The organism is Ensifer sp. R1-3 (genome assembly GCF_056739175.1).
This window is the reverse complement of the sequence record NZ_CP096516.1, coordinates 254,430-270,622: the sequence shown is the minus strand read 5'-3', so window position 1 is coordinate 270,622 and position 16,193 is coordinate 254,430. Positions and strand designations below refer to the sequence as shown.

Sequence of the window (16,193 nt, the reverse complement as noted above, 5' to 3'; positions counted from 1 at the left end):
GGTGGGGAACGCGGTCTCCGCCGCCTTCCCCATCCGGATTGCGGACATCGGCGCCGCAAATCGCCTCAATCTGCTTGCGCCCCGGCGCGCCGCAGGCCAAGAGAGCCTGAGGAGCTCCGGGGTGGTCCACAGATGGAAAGAAAAGAAATCGCAATTATCGGCGGCGGTCCCGCCGGTCTGATGGCCGCGGAAGTCTTGTCGCGCTCGGACCATGCGGTGACCGTCTACGAGGCTATGCCGACAGCCGCGCGCAAATTCCTGCTCGCGGGAAAATCCGGCCTGAACATAACCCATTCCGAAGACTACCGGGACTTCGCGACGCGCTTCGGCGATGCTTCGGCAAGGCTGCGCCCGGGCCTCGATGCCTTTACCCCTCGGGACGTGCGCGTCTGGGCAGCCGGTCTTGACGCGGAGACCTTCGTCGGCTCTTCCGGCCGCGTGTTTCCTAAGGCTATGAAGGCCTCGCCGCTGTTGCGCGCCTGGCTCCGCCGGCTGGAGGCCCAGGGCGTCCGGCTTCTTACCCGCCATCGCTGGTCGGGCTTTGCGGAGAACGGCTACATATTCGATACGCCGGAAGGGAAGACGGTCGTCCGTTGCGACGCGGCTCTCCTGGCGCTTGGCGGCGCAAGCTGGCCACGGCTCGGCTCCGACGCCGCCTGGATGCCGTTGCTGCGGGCGAGAGGCGTGCCGATCAGCGATTTCCGCCCCGCCAATTGCGGTTTCGACGTCGCCTGGAGCGAGATTTTCCGCGAGCGTTTTGCCGGACAACCGCTGAAAGGCGTTACCGCAACATCCGATGCGGGTACGGTCTCCGGCGAATTCGTGGTCACCCGCCACGGCATCGAAGGCAGCCTCGTCTACGCCCATGCAGCAAGCCTGCGCGACCGGCTGGACCGGGACGGCACGGCGGCGCTCCTGCTCGACCTCACACCCGGCCGCACGGCCGGGAGGCTCGCGCGGGATCTCGCGCGGCAGGACCGCAAGGCGAGCTTCTCCAATCGCCTGCGAAAGGGTGCAGGGCTTGACCCGGTCAAGGCGGCATTGCTGCGGGAACTCTCGCCGGAGGCGGCCAGAGCCGCTGCGGAGCAACTCGCTGCTGAGATCAAAGCCTTGCCCCTTCCGGTGCTCGCAACGCGGCCGATCGCCGAAGCGATCTCATCGGCCGGCGGCATCCGCCTGGACGCCATCGATGACCGCTATATGCTGAAGGCGCTCCCCGGCCTTTTCGCCGCCGGAGAAATGCTCGATTGGGAGGCGCCGACAGGCGGCTATCTCCTCACCGCATGCCTCGCGATGGGCCGCGCTGCGGCGCGTGGCGTCGAGGCATGGCTCGCCGATCGTCTGCGGTAACATTGTGAATCACAGACGATTGGTCAGCACGTCTTCACAGCCGACAGCGCTCAGCTTTTCGGCCTGATGGAGAACATGGCACCGGCGACGACAATGAAGAGCCCGATGATTGCGAGTTGCAGCGTGCTCGGGATGCCGACGAGGATCAGCACATTGTTGACGAGCGTGATCAGCAATACCCCGAGAAGTGTTCCGAGCACCGTACCCGACCCTCCGGTGATGCGCGCGCCACCGAGGACGACCGCGGCGATGACGTCCAGCTCCGACCCCGCCAGATCGAAAGGGTTGGCGAGCCGATTGCTCGACACGTGCATGATACCCGCGATCCCGGCGAGCAGACCGGCATAGGCAAAGACGAACACGTGGACGGTGCGCAGGTTGTATCCGAGACGCGAGGCGATGCTGGCGTTTCCGCCCACCGCATAGATAGCCCGGCCGATAAGGGTCCGCTTGAGGATATACCAGGTGGCGAGGGCGGCAACGACCAGAACGAGGAAATAGGCGGGCAACGTCGAGACTGCACCATTCGCCCCCTCATACCGGAAAAGCGCGAGCTTCCCGAAAGCGTCCATGGACTCGGGGATGTTCATGAACAGGGCCGTTCCGATGAACGTCAGCAGAAACCCGCGGATCGCGTATTGCGTGCCGATCGTCACGATCAGTGAGGGCGCCTGCAATGCGTGGACCAGCAAGCCGTTGCAAATGCCTAGGATCGCGCCGCCGGCGGCTGCGATGCCAAGGATCGGCCAGATGGACAGATCCGGCACATAATTCGTGACCAGCATGGTGATGACGTACATCACCAGCGCAGCAATGGCCGTGAACGATACGTCGAGCCCGCCGGATGCCAGCACGACGAGAACGCCAAGCGCAAAGAGGCCGCGCACGACGGTGGAGCGTGCCATGTCGAACAGGTTCGAAACCTGCCAGAAGTCGGGATTGATCGTGCCCACTACGATGCAGACGATCACGACGAGAAGGAAGGTAACGGCCGGAGGGTGGCGGATAAACCAGCGCATGGTCCGGATTGCGGCGGGCACTTCCTCGCTCCCGCTGACGGGGGTCGCTGCGACATCGGCCATGTTATTGAACTCCCTGGCCGTCTTCGGCCATCATCGACTTGTAGATTGCGTCCTCCTCGAGCCCTTCGGCCGGAAAGATATCGGCGACCCGGCCTTTACGCATCACCATCACGCGGTCGCAGTTCTGCAGAAGCTCGGGCAGGTCGTCGCTGATGATGACGACGCTCATGCCGTCTCCTGCAAGGCGCTGAATGATGCGGAATATCGTGTCCTTCGATCCGACGTCGACGCCGACGGTCGGGCCGTGCAGGATGAGCAGGCTCGGCTCGATCGTCAGCCAGCGGCCGATCAGGACCCTCTGCTGGTTGCCGCCTGAAAGGGACATGACGGGGTTGTCGATATCCGGAGTCGCCACCTGCAGATCGTCGACGGTTTTCTGTGCCAGAGCCTTCGCCCGGCGGCTGTCGAGCAGGCCGAAAGCTCCCCGCAGTCGGTCGAGGACCGCCATGACGATATTCTCGCGGATGGATTTTCCAAGGAAAAGCCCTTCGGATAGACGGTCCTCCGGAACATAGCCGATGCCGGCCTCGATCGCCGAGGCGGGTGACGACAGATCGGCCCGTCTGCCTGCGAGCAGGACCGAGCCCCGCCGCGCCGGTTCCACGCCGGCCAGCGAAAGCGCAAGCTCGTTCCGCCCGGAATCGAGAAGTCCCGTAATCCCGAATATCTCGCCCTTGGAAACCGTGAAGCTGACATCGTCGAAGCCGGCACCCCCGAGCCGCTCCACCGAGAGCAGCGTCTCGTCACCATGGGTATCGACGCGATAACGCGTGTCGTCGAGGTTCTTGCCCGTCATCCAGAAGCCGAGTTCGGTCTTCGACTGGGTGGCGACGTCGCATTCGGCAACCTTCAGGCCGTCGCGCATGATGATCGCCTGCCCGCCGATCGCCTTGCATTCGTCGAGCTTGTGCGTGACGAAAAGGACAGACACGCCCTTGGCGTGTAGGCCGTGTACGACGCGAATGAGGTTGTCCACTTCGCGCCGCGTCAGTGCGGTCGTCGGCTCATCCATGATGACCAGACCGGCATCCGAAGCGATCGCGCGAGCAATGGCGATGAGCTGGCGCGTTGCGATGGGGAGTTCTTCGACGGGGGTCGACAGAAAGGCGGGCTCCGTCGGCAGTCCGACGTCCTTCAATGCACGGACGGCCGTCTCCCGCAGGCCCTTGAGGTCGAGACGCCGCGCGAGGCTCCCGTTCGAGGCAACCAGCTGCTGCGTCAGCGCGACATTCTCTTCGACGCTCAGATTGGGAAGAAGCGACAGGTCCTGATAAACCGTCTCGATGCCGGCTGCCAGGGCGCCGATCGGCGTCAGCCCCTCGACCTTTTTGCCGTTGATCGTAAGCTCACCGCCATCTGCCGGTTGGGCGCCGGAAATGATCTTGATAAGCGTGCTCTTGCCGCATCCGTTCTCGCCCATCAGATGGTAGGTACGGCCGCGCTCGATCGTGAAGCTCACCCCCTTGAGCGCGCGAACACCGCCGAAGCGCTTCTCCAGGTCGCGAACTTCCAGGAAGGGCATCGTATCGCTCCGCGCCCCTGCGGAGGGCATCTTCGTCTCGGCAATGATAGTCGACTGCATTGGCATGGTCCGGAGTTGCGGTCTGTTCGCCGGCAGGGCCATCCCTGCCGGCGGATGCGGCTGCAGCCGCGGATCCTTCGATGCGGATCAGAACGGGTACTGGCTGTAGTTGGACTTATCGACGTCGACCCAGGCTTCGCCGACAACGATGATGCCGTCGCCAGGGCCGTTCTTCACGGATACCTTGTTGTAACCCGGCACCCCGAGATCCATGCCGTCCGTGATTTCCTTACCCTCGATCACGAGCTGGGCAACCTTGTTCATGACGTAGCCGGCATCCTTCGGGTCCCAGAAGGAGATGCTCTGTACGGCACCCGATTCGAGATACTTGGCCGTGTCCTTCGGCAGACCGAGGCCGACGACGCAAACCTTGCCGACGAGGCCGGCTTCCTCGACCGCGCGGCCGATCCCGATCACGTCAATGGCCGAACCACCCTGGAAGCCCTTGATGTCGGGATACTTGCGAAGGATTTCGCGTGCCTTTTCGTAGGCTTTGTTGGCGTCGTTGAAGGACTCGTTTTTCTCCGAAACGAGTTCCATTTCCGGATATTTCTTGGCGTTCTCTGCACCCCCGTCGGCCCACTGCACGTGCGTGAGGCTGCCCAGCGATCCCACGAATGAGGTCCACTTGCCGGATTTGCCCATGCATTCGGCGAGCTTCTCGTTGAAGCGCGCGCCAAAGACCTTGTTATCGAAGGCTTCGATATCGACCTGCGTGTTCTTCAGGCTGTCGGCTTCGTGCGTGATGATCTTGATGCCGCGGTTCATCGCCCGCTTGAAGACGCCTTCGAGAGCGGAAGGGTCCATCGGCACGACGGCGATTGCGTTAACGTTCTTCGCGACGAGATCTTCGATGAGGCGAAGCTGCTGGGCCGCGTCGGCCTTGGCCGGTCCGATCTGGCTCGTCGAAACAGCTGGGTTGTCCTTGCCATAGGCAACGACACCTTCCTCCATGCGCGTGAACCAATTCTCACCGGTCACCTTGACGACGGTCACGACGGAGGGAGCGTCCTGGGCGACGGCAAGCTGGGCGGCGCAAAGCGCGCCCAAAGCGACCGTGCAGGCGGCAATCTTCTTGTAGACAGACATGAGTGTCTCCTCATCACTTGTTGTTTGCCCGACCAGAAATCGACGGCGGGGGGCATTGCGCCGTTTGGGGACCTCGGGATCAGCGTCGCGGCGAAAGATATGCGCGGAGATCGACGCGCGACGTTGCCAGGAACACGATCAGAAGCAGTCCCCAGGCGCAGTCGCGGAAGAAATTCGAGATATCGAGGAAATTGAACAGGCTGGACAGCATCTGAAGCGCCGTCGCGGAAAGGACGACACAGACCGTGCGTCCATATCCACCGTCAGGCCGTACACCCGCCATCACGACGATCAGAATGGCGATGAGAACGTAGGAGCTGCCATAGTCCCACTTCACGCTGGAGGTGCGGGCGGCGATGATGATTCCAGCGATCGAAGCAAGCACTCCGCAGACGGTATAGGTCAGAAGAAGCATCCGGCGCTGCGGGATGCCGGCATAACGGGAGGCCTTGGCATTGCTGCCCATCAGGTAGAGTTTGAAACCGAAAGGCGTGAAGCGGAGCACGACGCCGATCAGGGCCGCGATGACGACGAAGAGCGTGAAGCACATCGGCACACCGAGTACCGGGGTGTTGCCGAAATTGTCGAGGGGCTCGATGTAGCCGAGGGTGATCGCGGAGCCGTTGGTGAAAGCGACAGCGAGACCTGTGAAAAATAGCTGCGTGCCGAGCGTGGCGATGATCGGCGTAAGGCCGGCGAATGCAATCAAGGCACCGTTCAGCAAACCGCCGGCGAGACCGATCAGCAGCGCCATCGCCGCAAACAGCCACGAGAAAGCAAGGGGCGCTTCATCGGCTGAAACCCAGTCGCGCACCAGCAGGTAGGAACCTACCCCGGCAAGATTGGCGAGAGCGATGCCCGACAGATCGATGCCGCCGCCTCCGGCGATCATGGCGAGCATCACGCCGAGAGCCAACAGCGCAAGCTCCGGAACCTGAGCGGACATCGACTGAAAATTGTAGAGGCTGAGAAAGGTATCTCCGGCGAACACGACGGCGAGCGCGACCACGAGAACATTGGTCGCCACAAGAAAGTTGAATTGCCGGTCGGCAAACACGCTTTTCATTTCAGCCTCTCCCACACCGCATTTCAGGGGTGTCTCACGCCCCGCCGACTTCCCGCCGCCCCAAGCCGATCGCCGGAGCGGCGACAGCAGGATAACGTCAAGTCTTTGAAAAAAAACAGGAATCTCGACGATATCTGCTTCCATCCTTATCGAATTTTCGGCAATCTAACGTGAATGTTGACATTTGTCGAGCCATGTTTGAATTATGTAGGAAATTCGCAGTACGACGTGAGCCGGCTGTTCGCCAGGGAGGATTTCTCGATCAATATTTTCCAGCCGGCCTGGCACCCGAACTGCGCCGGCAAACCCCGGTCTGCTCCGGCAGACGATGTTAGATTCAACGTAGTGTTGCGCTGGGCCGTATCGCCAGCGACGGACAAAAGAGGACTGCCATGCAGCGTTTCATCAACAATCCCGACGAAGTCGTCGAGGATACCGTCAAGGGTTTCGTCAAGGCGCATGCCGACATCGTCCGCCTCGGCGAAAATCCGCGCGTCATCGTCGCAAGGGGCGCGCCGGTTGCCGGCAAGGTGGGTGTCGTGACCGGCGGCGGCTCCGGCCATGAGCCTGCCTTCATCGGCTACACCGGCCGCAACATGCTGGACGCGGTCGCCGTCGGCGAGCTCTTTTCCTCCCCGACGGCCAAGAGCTTTCACGACGCGATGCGCGAGGCAGACGGCGGTAAGGGCGTCGTCTGCCTCTACGGCAACTATGCCGGCGACAACATGAACGTGAAGATGGCGGTGAAGCTCGCGGCCAAGGCAGGGATCGAAGTTGCGACGGTCGTGGCCAATGACGACGTCTGCTCCGCGCCGCCCGAAGAGCGCGAGAAGCGGCGCGGCGTCGCCGGAGAAATCTTCATGTGGAAGATCGGCGGGGCCAAGGCGGCCGCCGGCGCGAGTCTCGAAGAGGTCCGTGCGGCTGCCCAGAAGGCGATCGACAATTGCCGCTCGATCGGGGTCGGGCTCGGCCCCTGCACCCTCCCCGCGGTCGGGCATCCAAACTTCCGGATCGAGCCGGGCACGATGGAAGTCGGTATCGGCCATCACGGTGAGCCCGGCCTGCGCGTCGAAGCGCTGAAGACCGCCGAAGAGGTCGCTGTCGACATGTGCAAGATCGTGCTGGACGATCACGACCTGCCGCAGGGCACGGAAGTGGCTGTGCTCGTCTCCGGCCTCGGCGCAACGCCGCTCAACGAACTCTACATCCTGAACGACACGATCGAGCGCGAGATCACCGCCCGGGGCCTCAAGATCTACCGCACCTTCGTCGGCAACTACTTCACTTCGCTCGAAATGGTCGGAGCGACGCTGACGGTCATGGCGCTCGACGAAGAACTCAAGGCGCTCCTCGATGTCGAGGTCCGCTGCACCGCCGTTCTCTGAGGACATGGACATGCAGACGTTTGAAAATGCAAGAGCCGGCGACATCGTCCTCACGCTTGCCGACCGGATCATCGAAAACCGCGCCTATCTGAGCGAGATCGACGGCAAGATCGGCGATGGCGATCACGGCGTGAACATGGCCAAGGGCTTTGGCCTTGCCGCAGAACGCCTGAAGGGCAAGGACGCCTCGCTTGCAGAGGCGCTCGATACGCTCGGCACCGTGCTGATGACGGAGATCGGGGGCTCGATGGGGCCGCTCTACGGCGTGATGTTCACCGAATTCGCGCAAAAGATCGAGGGCGCTGATGCAATCGACGCCGCCGCCTATAGCCGCATGCTTCATGCGGGGCTCGAAGGCATCCGGTCGATCGGCTCCGCCAAGGTGGGCGACAAGACGCTGCTCGACACCTTGGTGCCTGCGGTCGACGCCTTCGATGCGGCGACTGCCGACGGCAGGCCCTTCGCCGAAGCGCTCGACGCACTTGTATCGGCGGCGGAGGCCGGCCGCGACTCGACGCGCGACCTCATCGCGAGGATCGGCCGGGCGAGCCGCCTCGGCGAACGCTCGCTCGGCGTGTTGGACGCCGGCGCCACCTCCTGTGCGATCATCCTCAGGGAGTTGTCCCACGGGGCACGCGCCCGGCTCGCCTGACGTCACCTTCGCGCGATTCCGTGCAAAGGGGTTAGCGGCACCCGGGCCCCATTGCAAAAGCACGGCGTTGCTTCCATCCTCGCGGTCCGAAAACAGGGGAAGTACAGGACTGCATGACGATCAAGACACCTTCTGCGCGCAAGGGCGCTGCCAATCGAAGCGGTACGATCGATGCTTCGGACGCGATCCCCTTGCGCTACGGTGACGACCCCTATGTCTGGGCCTGCTGGCTTTATTACGAAGACGGCATGACGCAGGGCGAGATCGCCGAGGCCATGGGTGTGTCGCGGGCGACGGTAAACAGCTATCTCGCCGACGCCCGCGAAAAAGGCATCGTCAACATTTCGATCGAGCCGGCGCGGCTGGCATCGCTCACCATCGCCCAGGAATTGAAGCGGCATTTCGGCCTGACCGACTGTCTCGTGGTCCCGAGCGACGACAATGCACGTCCATTGATCGATCGCCTCGGCGCGGCCGGGGCGCAGGCGCTTCCAAAACTCCTGAAATCCGGCGATACGCTCGCCGTCGCCTGGGGCCGCACCGTGCTTTCTGTTGGCGAACACGCCGGGATCGCTTCCCTTCAGGACATGACGGTGGTTCAGGCGACCGGCGGCACCACGGCCTCTTTTGCCTATACGCCGGAGCTTTGTGCCTCGGCGGTCGCCCGTGCAATTTCGGCCCGCTGCGTCAACATCACCGCGCCGGCGGTGGTCAAATCGCCCGAGCTCCTGCATATGCTTCTGGAAGAGCCTCTGGTTCAGGAGCAGTTCGCGACTTTGGCGAGGGCAAACCGGGTGCTTTTCGGCATCTCCTCTCTTCGGCCGAATTCCACCATTCATACCAGCGGTTTCTTCGAATCGGTCTCGCTGCAGGACTATCTGGCGGCCGGCGCCGTCGGCGTCGTTGCGGGCCGTTTCATCGATGAACGCGGCCGTCCGGTCGCGGGCCCGCTCGACCATCGCACGGTCGGCATCTCGCTGGACCTGCTCCGCAAGATAGGAACGCGCATTGCGGTCGCTGGCGGCTTCGACAAGGTTCCGGCCCTGCTCGCGGCGTTACGCGGCGGCTATGTCAACGTGCTCATCACGGACGCGGCGACCGGTCACGGTATCTTGCGGGCCGACGGCGTCACGGCACTCGACGCCAAGCTTTCGCACCGCCCGAAGCTTGTCCAGACACCGAGCTCCTATCGCACCCACGTCAAGAAATTCCTCAACAACCCGAACGAAGTCGTCGAAGAGATGCTGGATGGAGCCGTCAAGGCGCATGAGATTTACCTGCAGCCGATCAACGGATCGCACCGGGCGCTCGTCGCGCGCAACGGCCCCAGGCCCGGAAAAGTCGGCCTCGTCATCGGCGGGGGCACGGGGCACGAGCCGTGCTTCCTCGGTTATGTCGGCAAGGGTCTCGCCGATGCGGTTGCGGTCGGCAACATCTTTTCCTCACCGCCGCCCGATCCGATCGTGCAATGCGCCGAGGCCGCGTCCGGAGGCGAAGGAGTGCTCTTCGTCTACGGCAACTATGCCGGCGACGTGATGAACTTCGAGATGGCGGCTGAAATCGCCGAAGAAAAGGGCATCAAGGTAAAGACTGTCCTGACGACCGACGACGTCGCCTCCTCGCCGGTCGAAGACCGCGAGGGCCGGCGCGGCGTTGCCGGCAACTTCTTCATCTTCAAGATCGCGGGCGCGGCCTGCGATCGGGGCCTGTCGCTGGAAGCGTGCGAAGCCGTCACGCGAAAGGCGAACCTGCGCACCTATACGGTGGGAGTCGCGCTCGAACCCGGATCGATGCCGCAGACGCGCCGGCACAATTTCGAGATCGGCCCGGACGACATGGAGGTCGGCATGGGCATCCACGGCGAACCGGGGGTGACGCGCGAGCGCATCCGATCGGCGGACGAGATTACCGACAGCATCATGGACCGCATCTTCAAGGAGATGAAGACAGCACCCGGCGAGCGCGTCGCCGTTCTCGTCAATTCCTTCGGTGCGACGCCCCTCATGGAACTCTATATCCTGTTCCGGCGGGTCCAGCAGCGACTGGCGGCAAAGGACATTCTGATCGAAGCGAATTGGATCGGACATTATTGCACCTCACTGGACATGGCCGGCGCTTCGATCACCATTCTCCATCTTGATCAGGAGCTGTCCGATCTGCTTCATCACCCTTGCGAAACGGCCTTCCTGAAGGTCAACTAGAACTGGCCTGGAGATCAGCTGGAACCGGCGGAAGCCCTGGCCGGTGCTGCGGATCCACCCGAAGGCCGCGGGAGGAAAATGATGTCGGAAAGCGCGGTGCGCCGCTTGATCGAAGTGTTCGAGGCGATCTCCACTGCCATCGAGGCGGAGAGAGACCACCTGTCCGAACTTGACGGCGCGATCGGCGATGCCGATCACGGGATCACCATGGCGATCGGCTTTTCAGCCGTGACCGGCGAACTTGCAAGGACGGATGCAGGCAGCGCCGGGCTGAGCGGCGTCATGACCGCGGCGGCAAGCGCCTTCCTGAATGCCGTCGGAGCTTCGACGGGACCGCTTTACGCCACCGCCTTCCGCCGTGCGGCCCAGGCCCTGGAAGGACGCGACACATTGGACATCGAGGCTTGCTCTCTCCTCATCCAGGCGGTTGCCTCCGGCATAGGCGAGCGCGGCAAAGGGCAGCGCGGCGACAAGACGATGCTCGATGTCTGGCTTCCCGCCGCCGACGCAGCGGCGCAGGCGGTCGCAGCCGCCAAGTCCACCGCCGCCTTCTGGGCGGATGTGACCGCAGCCGCCGAGAACGGCGCCAGCGCTACGCGTTCCATGGTGGCGACGAAAGGCCGTGCGGCCCGGGTCGGAGAGCGCTCGCTCGGTCACATGGATCCCGGCGCCGCCTCGGCCGTCCTGATCATTCGTGCCATGGCCCAAACCCTGCGCGAGGGCTAGAGCGCCTCACTGCTTCATTACACGGTTTTCCGGGAAGTGCTCTAACCCGCTTCCGGCGCCGGCGGGGCCTCACCCGCCGTCAACATCTGCATCAGCGCGAGTTCACTCCTCACGCCCTGCCGGTAAAGATGGAACAGCATCTTGCCCAACTCCGCACCGTGTTCGCTTTCCGGCTCCAGCTCCCTGGAGGAGCAGGCATAAACGTGAACACGTCGCAACATCAAGATTTCGTCGTCGTCAATGGCGAGATCCGAGAAGCGCACCGACATTTCCTTTGACCCTCTAATCAAAGCGGCTTTGTTGATGATGAGTTAATATCGGTGCGGATACGGCTCGAATCCAGACCCCCGCCACAATCTTCGGTGAAGAGAGTTAAGCGAACACCAAAGCCCTCCACTTGCCTTTTGCTTTGCCTCCCATAGTTGAAATAGAAGGCAGCACTTTTCAACGAACGAGGCAGACAACATGTCGGTATTGATCAGCATCCTGATCACCTTTCTCGTCGTCATACTGGTTCTCTATCTCGTCAATCGGCTTCCCCTCGACGGGCGCACCAAACAGATTGTCCAGGTCATCGTCATCATTATCGGCATCCTGTCGCTGCTGCGGTATCTTGCCGTGTTCTGACCTCCACCGGTGCTGCGGTCCCCTGTCCCTCCCGGCGGCAGCAACATGTGAACGCGGCCTGCAGCACTGCCGGGAACCTTGGCCCGGCTTCCCCATTAGGGGCCGAGTGAACAGTGCGGTTCGTGAAACGAACGGAGGCGGCCATGATGCGAGCAGCTGTTTTCCTGGCATTGGCGGCGGCGGTGGCCGTTGCGCGGCACCAGACCGCGACTGCGCAGGATTCGCCGCGTATGCTCGACACCGAAAGCGGGCCGGTCAGCGTCGAAGTCTTCGCGGGCGGCCTCGAGCATCCCTGGGGCGCTGCCCTTCTGCCGGATGGCGACATGCTGGTGACGGAGCGTCCCGGCAGGCTGCGCCTCGTTTCGGCCGAGGGAGCCGTCGGCGAACCGATCGAAGGGGTCCCGGATGTCTTCGCCCAGGGTCAGGGTGGGCTTCTCGATGTTGCACTCGATCCGGATTTCGCGACGAACAGGACTGTCTATCTTTCCTTTGCCGAGGAACGCGAAGGCGGCGCGGCCACCTCGGTCGGCCGTGGCCGGCTGAACGACGACGCCACCGCGCTTTCCGATTTCAAGATAATCTTCCGGCAGGAGCCGGCGGCTTCAGGCGAGAATCATTTCGGCTCGAGGTTGGCCTTTGCGCCGGACGGCAAACTATTCATCACGCTCGGCGAACGCTTCGACATGCAGGAGGCCCAGGATCCGGCCAACCATCTCGGCACGATCGTCCGCCTCAATCCCGATGGCTCGATACCGGACGACAACCCCTTCGTCGGCCGCGAGGGCGCCGACGAGATTTGGTCCTACGGCCACCGCAACGTGCAGAGCGCCGCCATTCATCCGGAAACCGACGTGCTTTGGACGGCAGAGATGGGACCGATGGGGGGAGACGAGTTGAACATACCCGAGGCCGGCAAAAACTATGGCTGGCCGGCGGTGAGCTGGGGCAGACATTATACGGGCGAACGAATTCCCGATCCGCCGAGCCGGCCCGAATTCGCAGGCTCCATCCATAGCTGGACGCCCGTGATCTCACCCTCGGGAATGATGTTCTATACGGGCGACCTGTTTGCGGACTGGCGGGGCGACCTCCTGATCGGCGGCCTGTCGGCAGGCGGTATCGTCAGAGTGCAGACGGACGGCCAGAAGGTGACCGGCGAGGAAGTTCTTTCGCTCGAGGCACGGATTCGCGATCTCCTCCAGGCTTCCGATGGCTCGGTGCTCGCGCTGATCGACGCCGCATCCGGCAGGATTCTGCGCTTGAGGCCCGCCAACTAGGTCCGGGATTGCGTGCGCGGGTGAAGGAAACCGCTCGTTACGTCCGGGGCATTTGCTTCGGCGAGCCGGGAGAGGAATTGCTCCATCAGCGCGGAGTCGCCGAAGCGGCGCATGGAGCGCTCGCTTGCGAGCGAAAATTCGGGGTCCACTTCGGTCAGGCGCGCCATTGTGCGCTGCGCTCCCTCGACGTCTCCCCGCTGGCTCAGAACCGCCGTCCGTATCAGCAGGCAATCCGCCTCCTGCGGCGCACGGATGAGGCATTCCCGCAAGACCTCGTCGGCCTCATCGAGACGACCGGCAGCATAGAGCGCCTGCCCGTAGACATAGGTATAATATTCCGGTGCCATGGGATGCAGCCGGCGAGCCCGCTCGGCGTTTTGCACCGCCTCGTCATAGCTGCCGAACCGGACCTGCGCCTTTGCCAGCGCCATCAGGCTGTCCGGGTCGTTCGGATTGAGTTCGACGGCCCTTTGTGCCGCCTGCATGGCGCCGGGATAGTCGCCGGTTGCCGAAAGGCCGAAGCTGAGGACCTGGAAGCCGGCAGCGAGGTTCGGATCGAGGCGGACTGCCTGGCGTGCCTCGCTGAGGCCGGTTTCCACATCGGTCGTCGTCGCCCTGCCGCTGAGGTTCTGCACGAAGTCGACGATATAGGTCATCCCCAGATTCGCGCGCGCCGCGGCGTAACCGGGGTCAAGCTCGAGGGCACGATGAAGCAGCGCACGGGCAGCGATCAGCGCCTCCGCATCCTTCGAACCGTGCTTGTAGCGGTCACGCGCCTTGAGGACGAGGTCGTAAGCCTGGAGGTTCTCGGTCGGCCGTTCCGCCGCATTCGAGACTTCCGACTCGCGCACATAGGAAACCAGATGCGAGACGATTTCGGCCGTCAGCTCGGTCTGGACGGCAAATATGTCCTCGACCCGGCGGTCGTAACTGCGCGACCAGAGATGCGCACCGCTGCGCGCATCGATCAGCTGCGCCACCACGCGAAGCTGGTCCCCGGCGCGCCGGGCACTGCCTTCGACCACATAGCCGGCACCCAGCCTTTCGCCGATGAGGCGGATGTCTTCTGCCTGACCGCGCAGGGCGAAGGTCGAATTGCGGGCAATCACCTGAAGCTCGGGGTTTCGCGCCAGATTGGCGATTATATCCTCGGTAAGCCCGTCGGCGAAATAGCTCTGCTCGGCGTCGCCGCTCATATTGTCGAAGGGCAGCACCGCAACCGTCGGCCTTGCATCGGCGAGTTCGCCGCCCGCCAGGCGCGCGAGGCTGCCGGCCAGGTCGGCGCCGACGGCTCTTACCTCCGGCGCCTGCGCTGCGGCAGCGGCGAGGACGAGTGCCGCGGCCCCGATGGCGTAGGGCAAGGCCGCGCGCCGGCCACGAGCGATCCGCCCAAGCCAGCCGCGACGGTTCTTTTCGTCCGCATCGAGCCGCACCGCGTAGACGGCGAACGGCTCGGGAATGTTCTTCGCCTGCCTCCGGCCGATGCTGTAGAAGAGCTTGCTGCGGTTCCGGTCGGCGCTGCGGACCACCGCCTCGCTCACGAAAATGCCGCCCGGCTCGGCCATGGCTTCGAGCCGCGACGCGACGTTCACGCCGTCGCCGAACATGTCGCCGTCGGCTTCTATGACGTCGCCGAGGTTGATGCCGAGGCGCATGTCGAAGGGCTGCTCGGAAAATCCGTTCTGGATTTCGATCGCGGCATCGAGCGCCTCGTTGACGCTCGGAAACGTCGCGAGAAAACCGTCCCCTGTCGTCTTGAAGGTGCGGCCGCCGTGCTTCTCGACCGAAGGTATGATCAGTCCGCTGAAAGTCGCCCGCAGGGCGGCATAGGTCGAGGATTCATCCTCGGACATCAGACGGGTATAGCCGACGATGTCGCCAGCGACGATTGCTGCGAGTTTACGTTCCATCACGAGCCTCGACAGTCTTCACGCGCATCTTTATTGGACCAACCCCACCCGTCCACTCAAAACTCCGTGTCCGCCGCATCGCCTGCGGAGTGCATCCTGCGACGACGCGTGCGTTCCAACTCGCCGTTGACAAGGAACCGGGTGCTTGGCGTAAGAGGGTATGGCTACGAAGAAGGACGCGAACGGTCGCTCATACACTGCACATGATTGCGGCCTTTGGGTGGCGACAATTCCATTGCAGTCGGGTACCCGCGCGGAGTTAGAGCGTTTTAGTGTTTCATCAAGATACCAACGCTCTAACCTCTTGAAATGGCGCACTTCCGGACGGAAAACCGTTACATGCTTTTTCTGGAAGTGCTCTCGCGCCACGCGAGGACCGGCGCCACGGCTTCGCGAAGGGCTGCGAGATCCGCCTCTTCGACCTTCCGGAAGGGGCGTCTGGAGGGGCCTCCGGGAAGGCCCATGATGCCGAGCAGCGCCTTGGACCCCGGCATGACGCCGACCTTGATCAGCACCTGGATCACGCGGTTCGCCATGGCCTGCAGCCGCCGGGCCTCCTCGATCCGCCCGGCCGCTGCGCAGTCCCTGAGCGCGACGAACAGATCGCCCATGAAATTATACGTGGTGCCTATCGCACCCTGTGCGCCCATCGCGAAACCGGCCAGGCACATTTCATCATAGCCGTTGTATACGATGGCGTCGGGTACTGCATGCCGGATGCGTTCGAGCTGGAACATGTCGCTCGACGTATGCTTGATGCCGATGATGTTGGGATGCGAGAGAAGCTCGACCAGTTCGGGCAAGGTGAAGCCGCTGGTGCGGGCCGGGAAGTTATAGACGATGAGAGGCAGGGCCGAAGCATCGGCGAGCTCCCGATAATGCGCCATGACTTCGGGCCGGGAGAAGTCGTAGTAGAAGGGCGGGATCGCCGAAATCGCCTGGTAACCCGATTTGGCCGCATGCTGCGAAAGCCTGAGCGCATCTCTCGTCGCGATCGTGCCGACATGAGCGATCAGCGTCAGGCGGCCGGACGCGGCGGCGGCAACGTCGGAGAGGTAGTCCGCGCGCTCGTCGAGCGACTGCAGCATCGCTTCGCCCGAGCTGCCGCCGACATAGACCCCGTCGATGCCGAGACGGACCTGAAAATCGACGAGCGCCCCGATGGCCTGCCGGTCAATGCTTTCGTCTTCGGAGAACGGGGTAAGGAGGGCCGAATAGATCCCTTCGAGTTTCATCTTATGATCGC

14 protein-coding genes are annotated in these 16,193 nt (G+C 63.2%); 7 read left to right on the top strand and 7 right to left on the bottom strand.

All coding sequences use genetic code 11. From position 1 onward, the window contains the following. Nucleotides 1-132: 132 nt before the first annotated feature. Entirely contained in the window at nucleotides 133-1,350 is a 1,218-nt protein-coding gene (locus M1D43_RS18620; RefSeq protein ID WP_027988355.1) for a TIGR03862 family flavoprotein, read from the top strand. A gap of 50 nt (nucleotides 1,351-1,400) precedes the next feature. Here the strand turns inward: M1D43_RS18620 and M1D43_RS18615 are convergent, their stop codons facing one another. The 4 genes from M1D43_RS18615 to M1D43_RS18600 form a co-directional block, all read right to left on the bottom strand. After that, complete coding sequence (locus M1D43_RS18615; protein ID WP_010975200.1) at nucleotides 1,401-2,432, bottom strand: ABC transporter permease; 1,032 nt, start codon at nucleotides 2,430-2,432, stop codon at nucleotides 1,401-1,403. 1 nt (nucleotide 2,433) lies between these two features. Next, the gene (locus M1D43_RS18610; protein WP_017271606.1) at nucleotides 2,434-4,014 is read right to left on the bottom strand and encodes a sugar ABC transporter ATP-binding protein; all 1,581 of its coding nucleotides are present in this window, start codon (nucleotides 4,012-4,014) and stop codon (nucleotides 2,434-2,436) included. An 87-nt stretch (nucleotides 4,015-4,101) separates the two neighbouring features. After that, on the bottom strand, nucleotides 4,102-5,103 hold the full coding sequence (locus M1D43_RS18605; protein ID WP_010975198.1) for an autoinducer 2 ABC transporter substrate-binding protein: 1,002 nt from the start codon (nucleotides 5,101-5,103) through the stop codon (nucleotides 4,102-4,104). 79 nt (nucleotides 5,104-5,182) lie between these two features. Then, nucleotides 5,183-6,169 (bottom strand): ABC transporter permease, encoded by a 987-nt coding sequence (locus M1D43_RS18600; RefSeq protein ID WP_027989173.1) that lies wholly within the window; start codon nucleotides 6,167-6,169, stop codon nucleotides 5,183-5,185. A gap of 392 nt (nucleotides 6,170-6,561) precedes the next feature. On the opposite strand from M1D43_RS18600, the gene M1D43_RS18595 reads away from it, so the two are divergent. The 4 genes from M1D43_RS18595 (at nucleotide 6,562) to dhaL (M1D43_RS18580) (ending at nucleotide 11,133) form a co-directional block, all read left to right on the top strand. Beyond that, a complete protein-coding gene (locus M1D43_RS18595; protein WP_014527538.1) occupies nucleotides 6,562-7,554 on the top strand; it encodes a dihydroxyacetone kinase subunit DhaK in 993 nt (330 codons plus the stop codon). A gap of 10 nt (nucleotides 7,555-7,564) precedes the next feature. Then, nucleotides 7,565-8,206 (top strand): dihydroxyacetone kinase subunit DhaL, encoded by a 642-nt coding sequence (gene dhaL / locus M1D43_RS18590; protein ID WP_013850059.1) that lies wholly within the window; start codon nucleotides 7,565-7,567, stop codon nucleotides 8,204-8,206. Between the two features lie 113 nt (nucleotides 8,207-8,319). After that, a complete protein-coding gene (locus tag M1D43_RS18585) occupies nucleotides 8,320-10,407 on the top strand; it encodes a bifunctional sugar-binding transcriptional regulator/dihydroxyacetone kinase subunit DhaK (RefSeq protein WP_013850060.1) in 2,088 nt (695 codons plus the stop codon). An 81-nt stretch (nucleotides 10,408-10,488) separates the two neighbouring features. Further along, entirely contained in the window at nucleotides 10,489-11,133 is a 645-nt protein-coding gene (gene dhaL, locus M1D43_RS18580) for a dihydroxyacetone kinase subunit DhaL (protein WP_017264418.1), read from the top strand. A gap of 41 nt (nucleotides 11,134-11,174) precedes the next feature. On the opposite strand, the gene M1D43_RS18575 is transcribed toward dhaL (M1D43_RS18580), so the two are convergent. Further along, nucleotides 11,175-11,402, bottom strand: coding sequence for a hypothetical protein (locus M1D43_RS18575; protein WP_010975190.1), 228 nt, complete (start codon nucleotides 11,400-11,402; stop codon nucleotides 11,175-11,177). Nucleotides 11,403-11,598: 196 nt separating this feature from the next. Between M1D43_RS18575 and M1D43_RS18570 the strand changes: the two genes are divergently transcribed. Both M1D43_RS18570 and M1D43_RS18565 read left to right on the top strand, forming a co-directional pair. Continuing rightward, nucleotides 11,599-11,760, top strand: a complete 162-nt coding sequence (locus tag M1D43_RS18570; protein ID WP_010975189.1) for a Thivi_2564 family membrane protein — start codon at nucleotides 11,599-11,601, stop codon at nucleotides 11,758-11,760. 143 nt (nucleotides 11,761-11,903) lie between these two features. Beyond that, complete coding sequence (locus tag M1D43_RS18565; RefSeq protein ID WP_167693581.1) at nucleotides 11,904-13,037, top strand: PQQ-dependent sugar dehydrogenase; 1,134 nt, start codon at nucleotides 11,904-11,906, stop codon at nucleotides 13,035-13,037. On the opposite strand, the gene M1D43_RS18560 is transcribed toward M1D43_RS18565, so the two are convergent. Both M1D43_RS18560 and M1D43_RS18555 read right to left on the bottom strand, forming a co-directional pair. Continuing rightward, nucleotides 13,034-14,947 (bottom strand): adenylate/guanylate cyclase domain-containing protein, encoded by a 1,914-nt coding sequence (locus M1D43_RS18560; RefSeq protein ID WP_015008609.1) that lies wholly within the window; start codon nucleotides 14,945-14,947, stop codon nucleotides 13,034-13,036. The genes M1D43_RS18565 and M1D43_RS18560 overlap by 4 nt on opposite strands. 335 nt (nucleotides 14,948-15,282) lie before the next feature. Next, a complete protein-coding gene (locus M1D43_RS18555) occupies nucleotides 15,283-16,182 on the bottom strand; it encodes an N-acetylneuraminate lyase (protein WP_003525712.1) in 900 nt (299 codons plus the stop codon). Between the last annotated feature and the right edge of the window lie 11 nt (nucleotides 16,183-16,193).

Excerpts from the sequence above, each read along its gene's own strand:
- M1D43_RS18605 (WP_010975198.1), bottom strand. The coding sequence starts at position 5,103 with ATGTCTGTCTACAAGAAGATTGCCGCCTGCACGGTCGCTTTGGGCGCG.
- dhaL (WP_013850059.1), top strand. The coding sequence starts at position 7,565 with ATGCAGACGTTTGAAAATGCAAGAGCCGGCGACATCGTCCTCACGCTT.
- M1D43_RS18615 (WP_010975200.1), bottom strand. The coding sequence starts at position 2,432 with ATGGCCGATGTCGCAGCGACCCCCGTCAGCGGGAGCGAGGAAGTGCCC.
- M1D43_RS18595 (WP_014527538.1), top strand. The coding sequence starts at position 6,562 with ATGCAGCGTTTCATCAACAATCCCGACGAAGTCGTCGAGGATACCGTC.
- M1D43_RS18620 (WP_027988355.1), top strand. The coding sequence starts at position 133 with ATGGAAAGAAAAGAAATCGCAATTATCGGCGGCGGTCCCGCCGGTCTG.
- M1D43_RS18610 (WP_017271606.1), bottom strand. The coding sequence starts at position 4,014 with ATGCAGTCGACTATCATTGCCGAGACGAAGATGCCCTCCGCAGGGGCG.
- M1D43_RS18570 (WP_010975189.1), top strand. The coding sequence starts at position 11,599 with ATGTCGGTATTGATCAGCATCCTGATCACCTTTCTCGTCGTCATACTG.
- M1D43_RS18600 (WP_027989173.1), bottom strand. The coding sequence starts at position 6,169 with ATGAAAAGCGTGTTTGCCGACCGGCAATTCAACTTTCTTGTGGCGACC.
- dhaL (WP_017264418.1), top strand. The coding sequence starts at position 10,489 with ATGTCGGAAAGCGCGGTGCGCCGCTTGATCGAAGTGTTCGAGGCGATC.
- M1D43_RS18560 (WP_015008609.1), bottom strand. The coding sequence starts at position 14,947 with ATGGAACGTAAACTCGCAGCAATCGTCGCTGGCGACATCGTCGGCTAT.
- M1D43_RS18565 (WP_167693581.1), top strand. The coding sequence starts at position 11,904 with ATGATGCGAGCAGCTGTTTTCCTGGCATTGGCGGCGGCGGTGGCCGTT.
- M1D43_RS18575 (WP_010975190.1), bottom strand. The coding sequence starts at position 11,402 with ATGTCGGTGCGCTTCTCGGATCTCGCCATTGACGACGACGAAATCTTG.
- M1D43_RS18555 (WP_003525712.1), bottom strand. The coding sequence starts at position 16,182 with ATGAAACTCGAAGGGATCTATTCGGCCCTCCTTACCCCGTTCTCCGAA.
- M1D43_RS18585 (WP_013850060.1), top strand. The coding sequence starts at position 8,320 with ATGACGATCAAGACACCTTCTGCGCGCAAGGGCGCTGCCAATCGAAGC.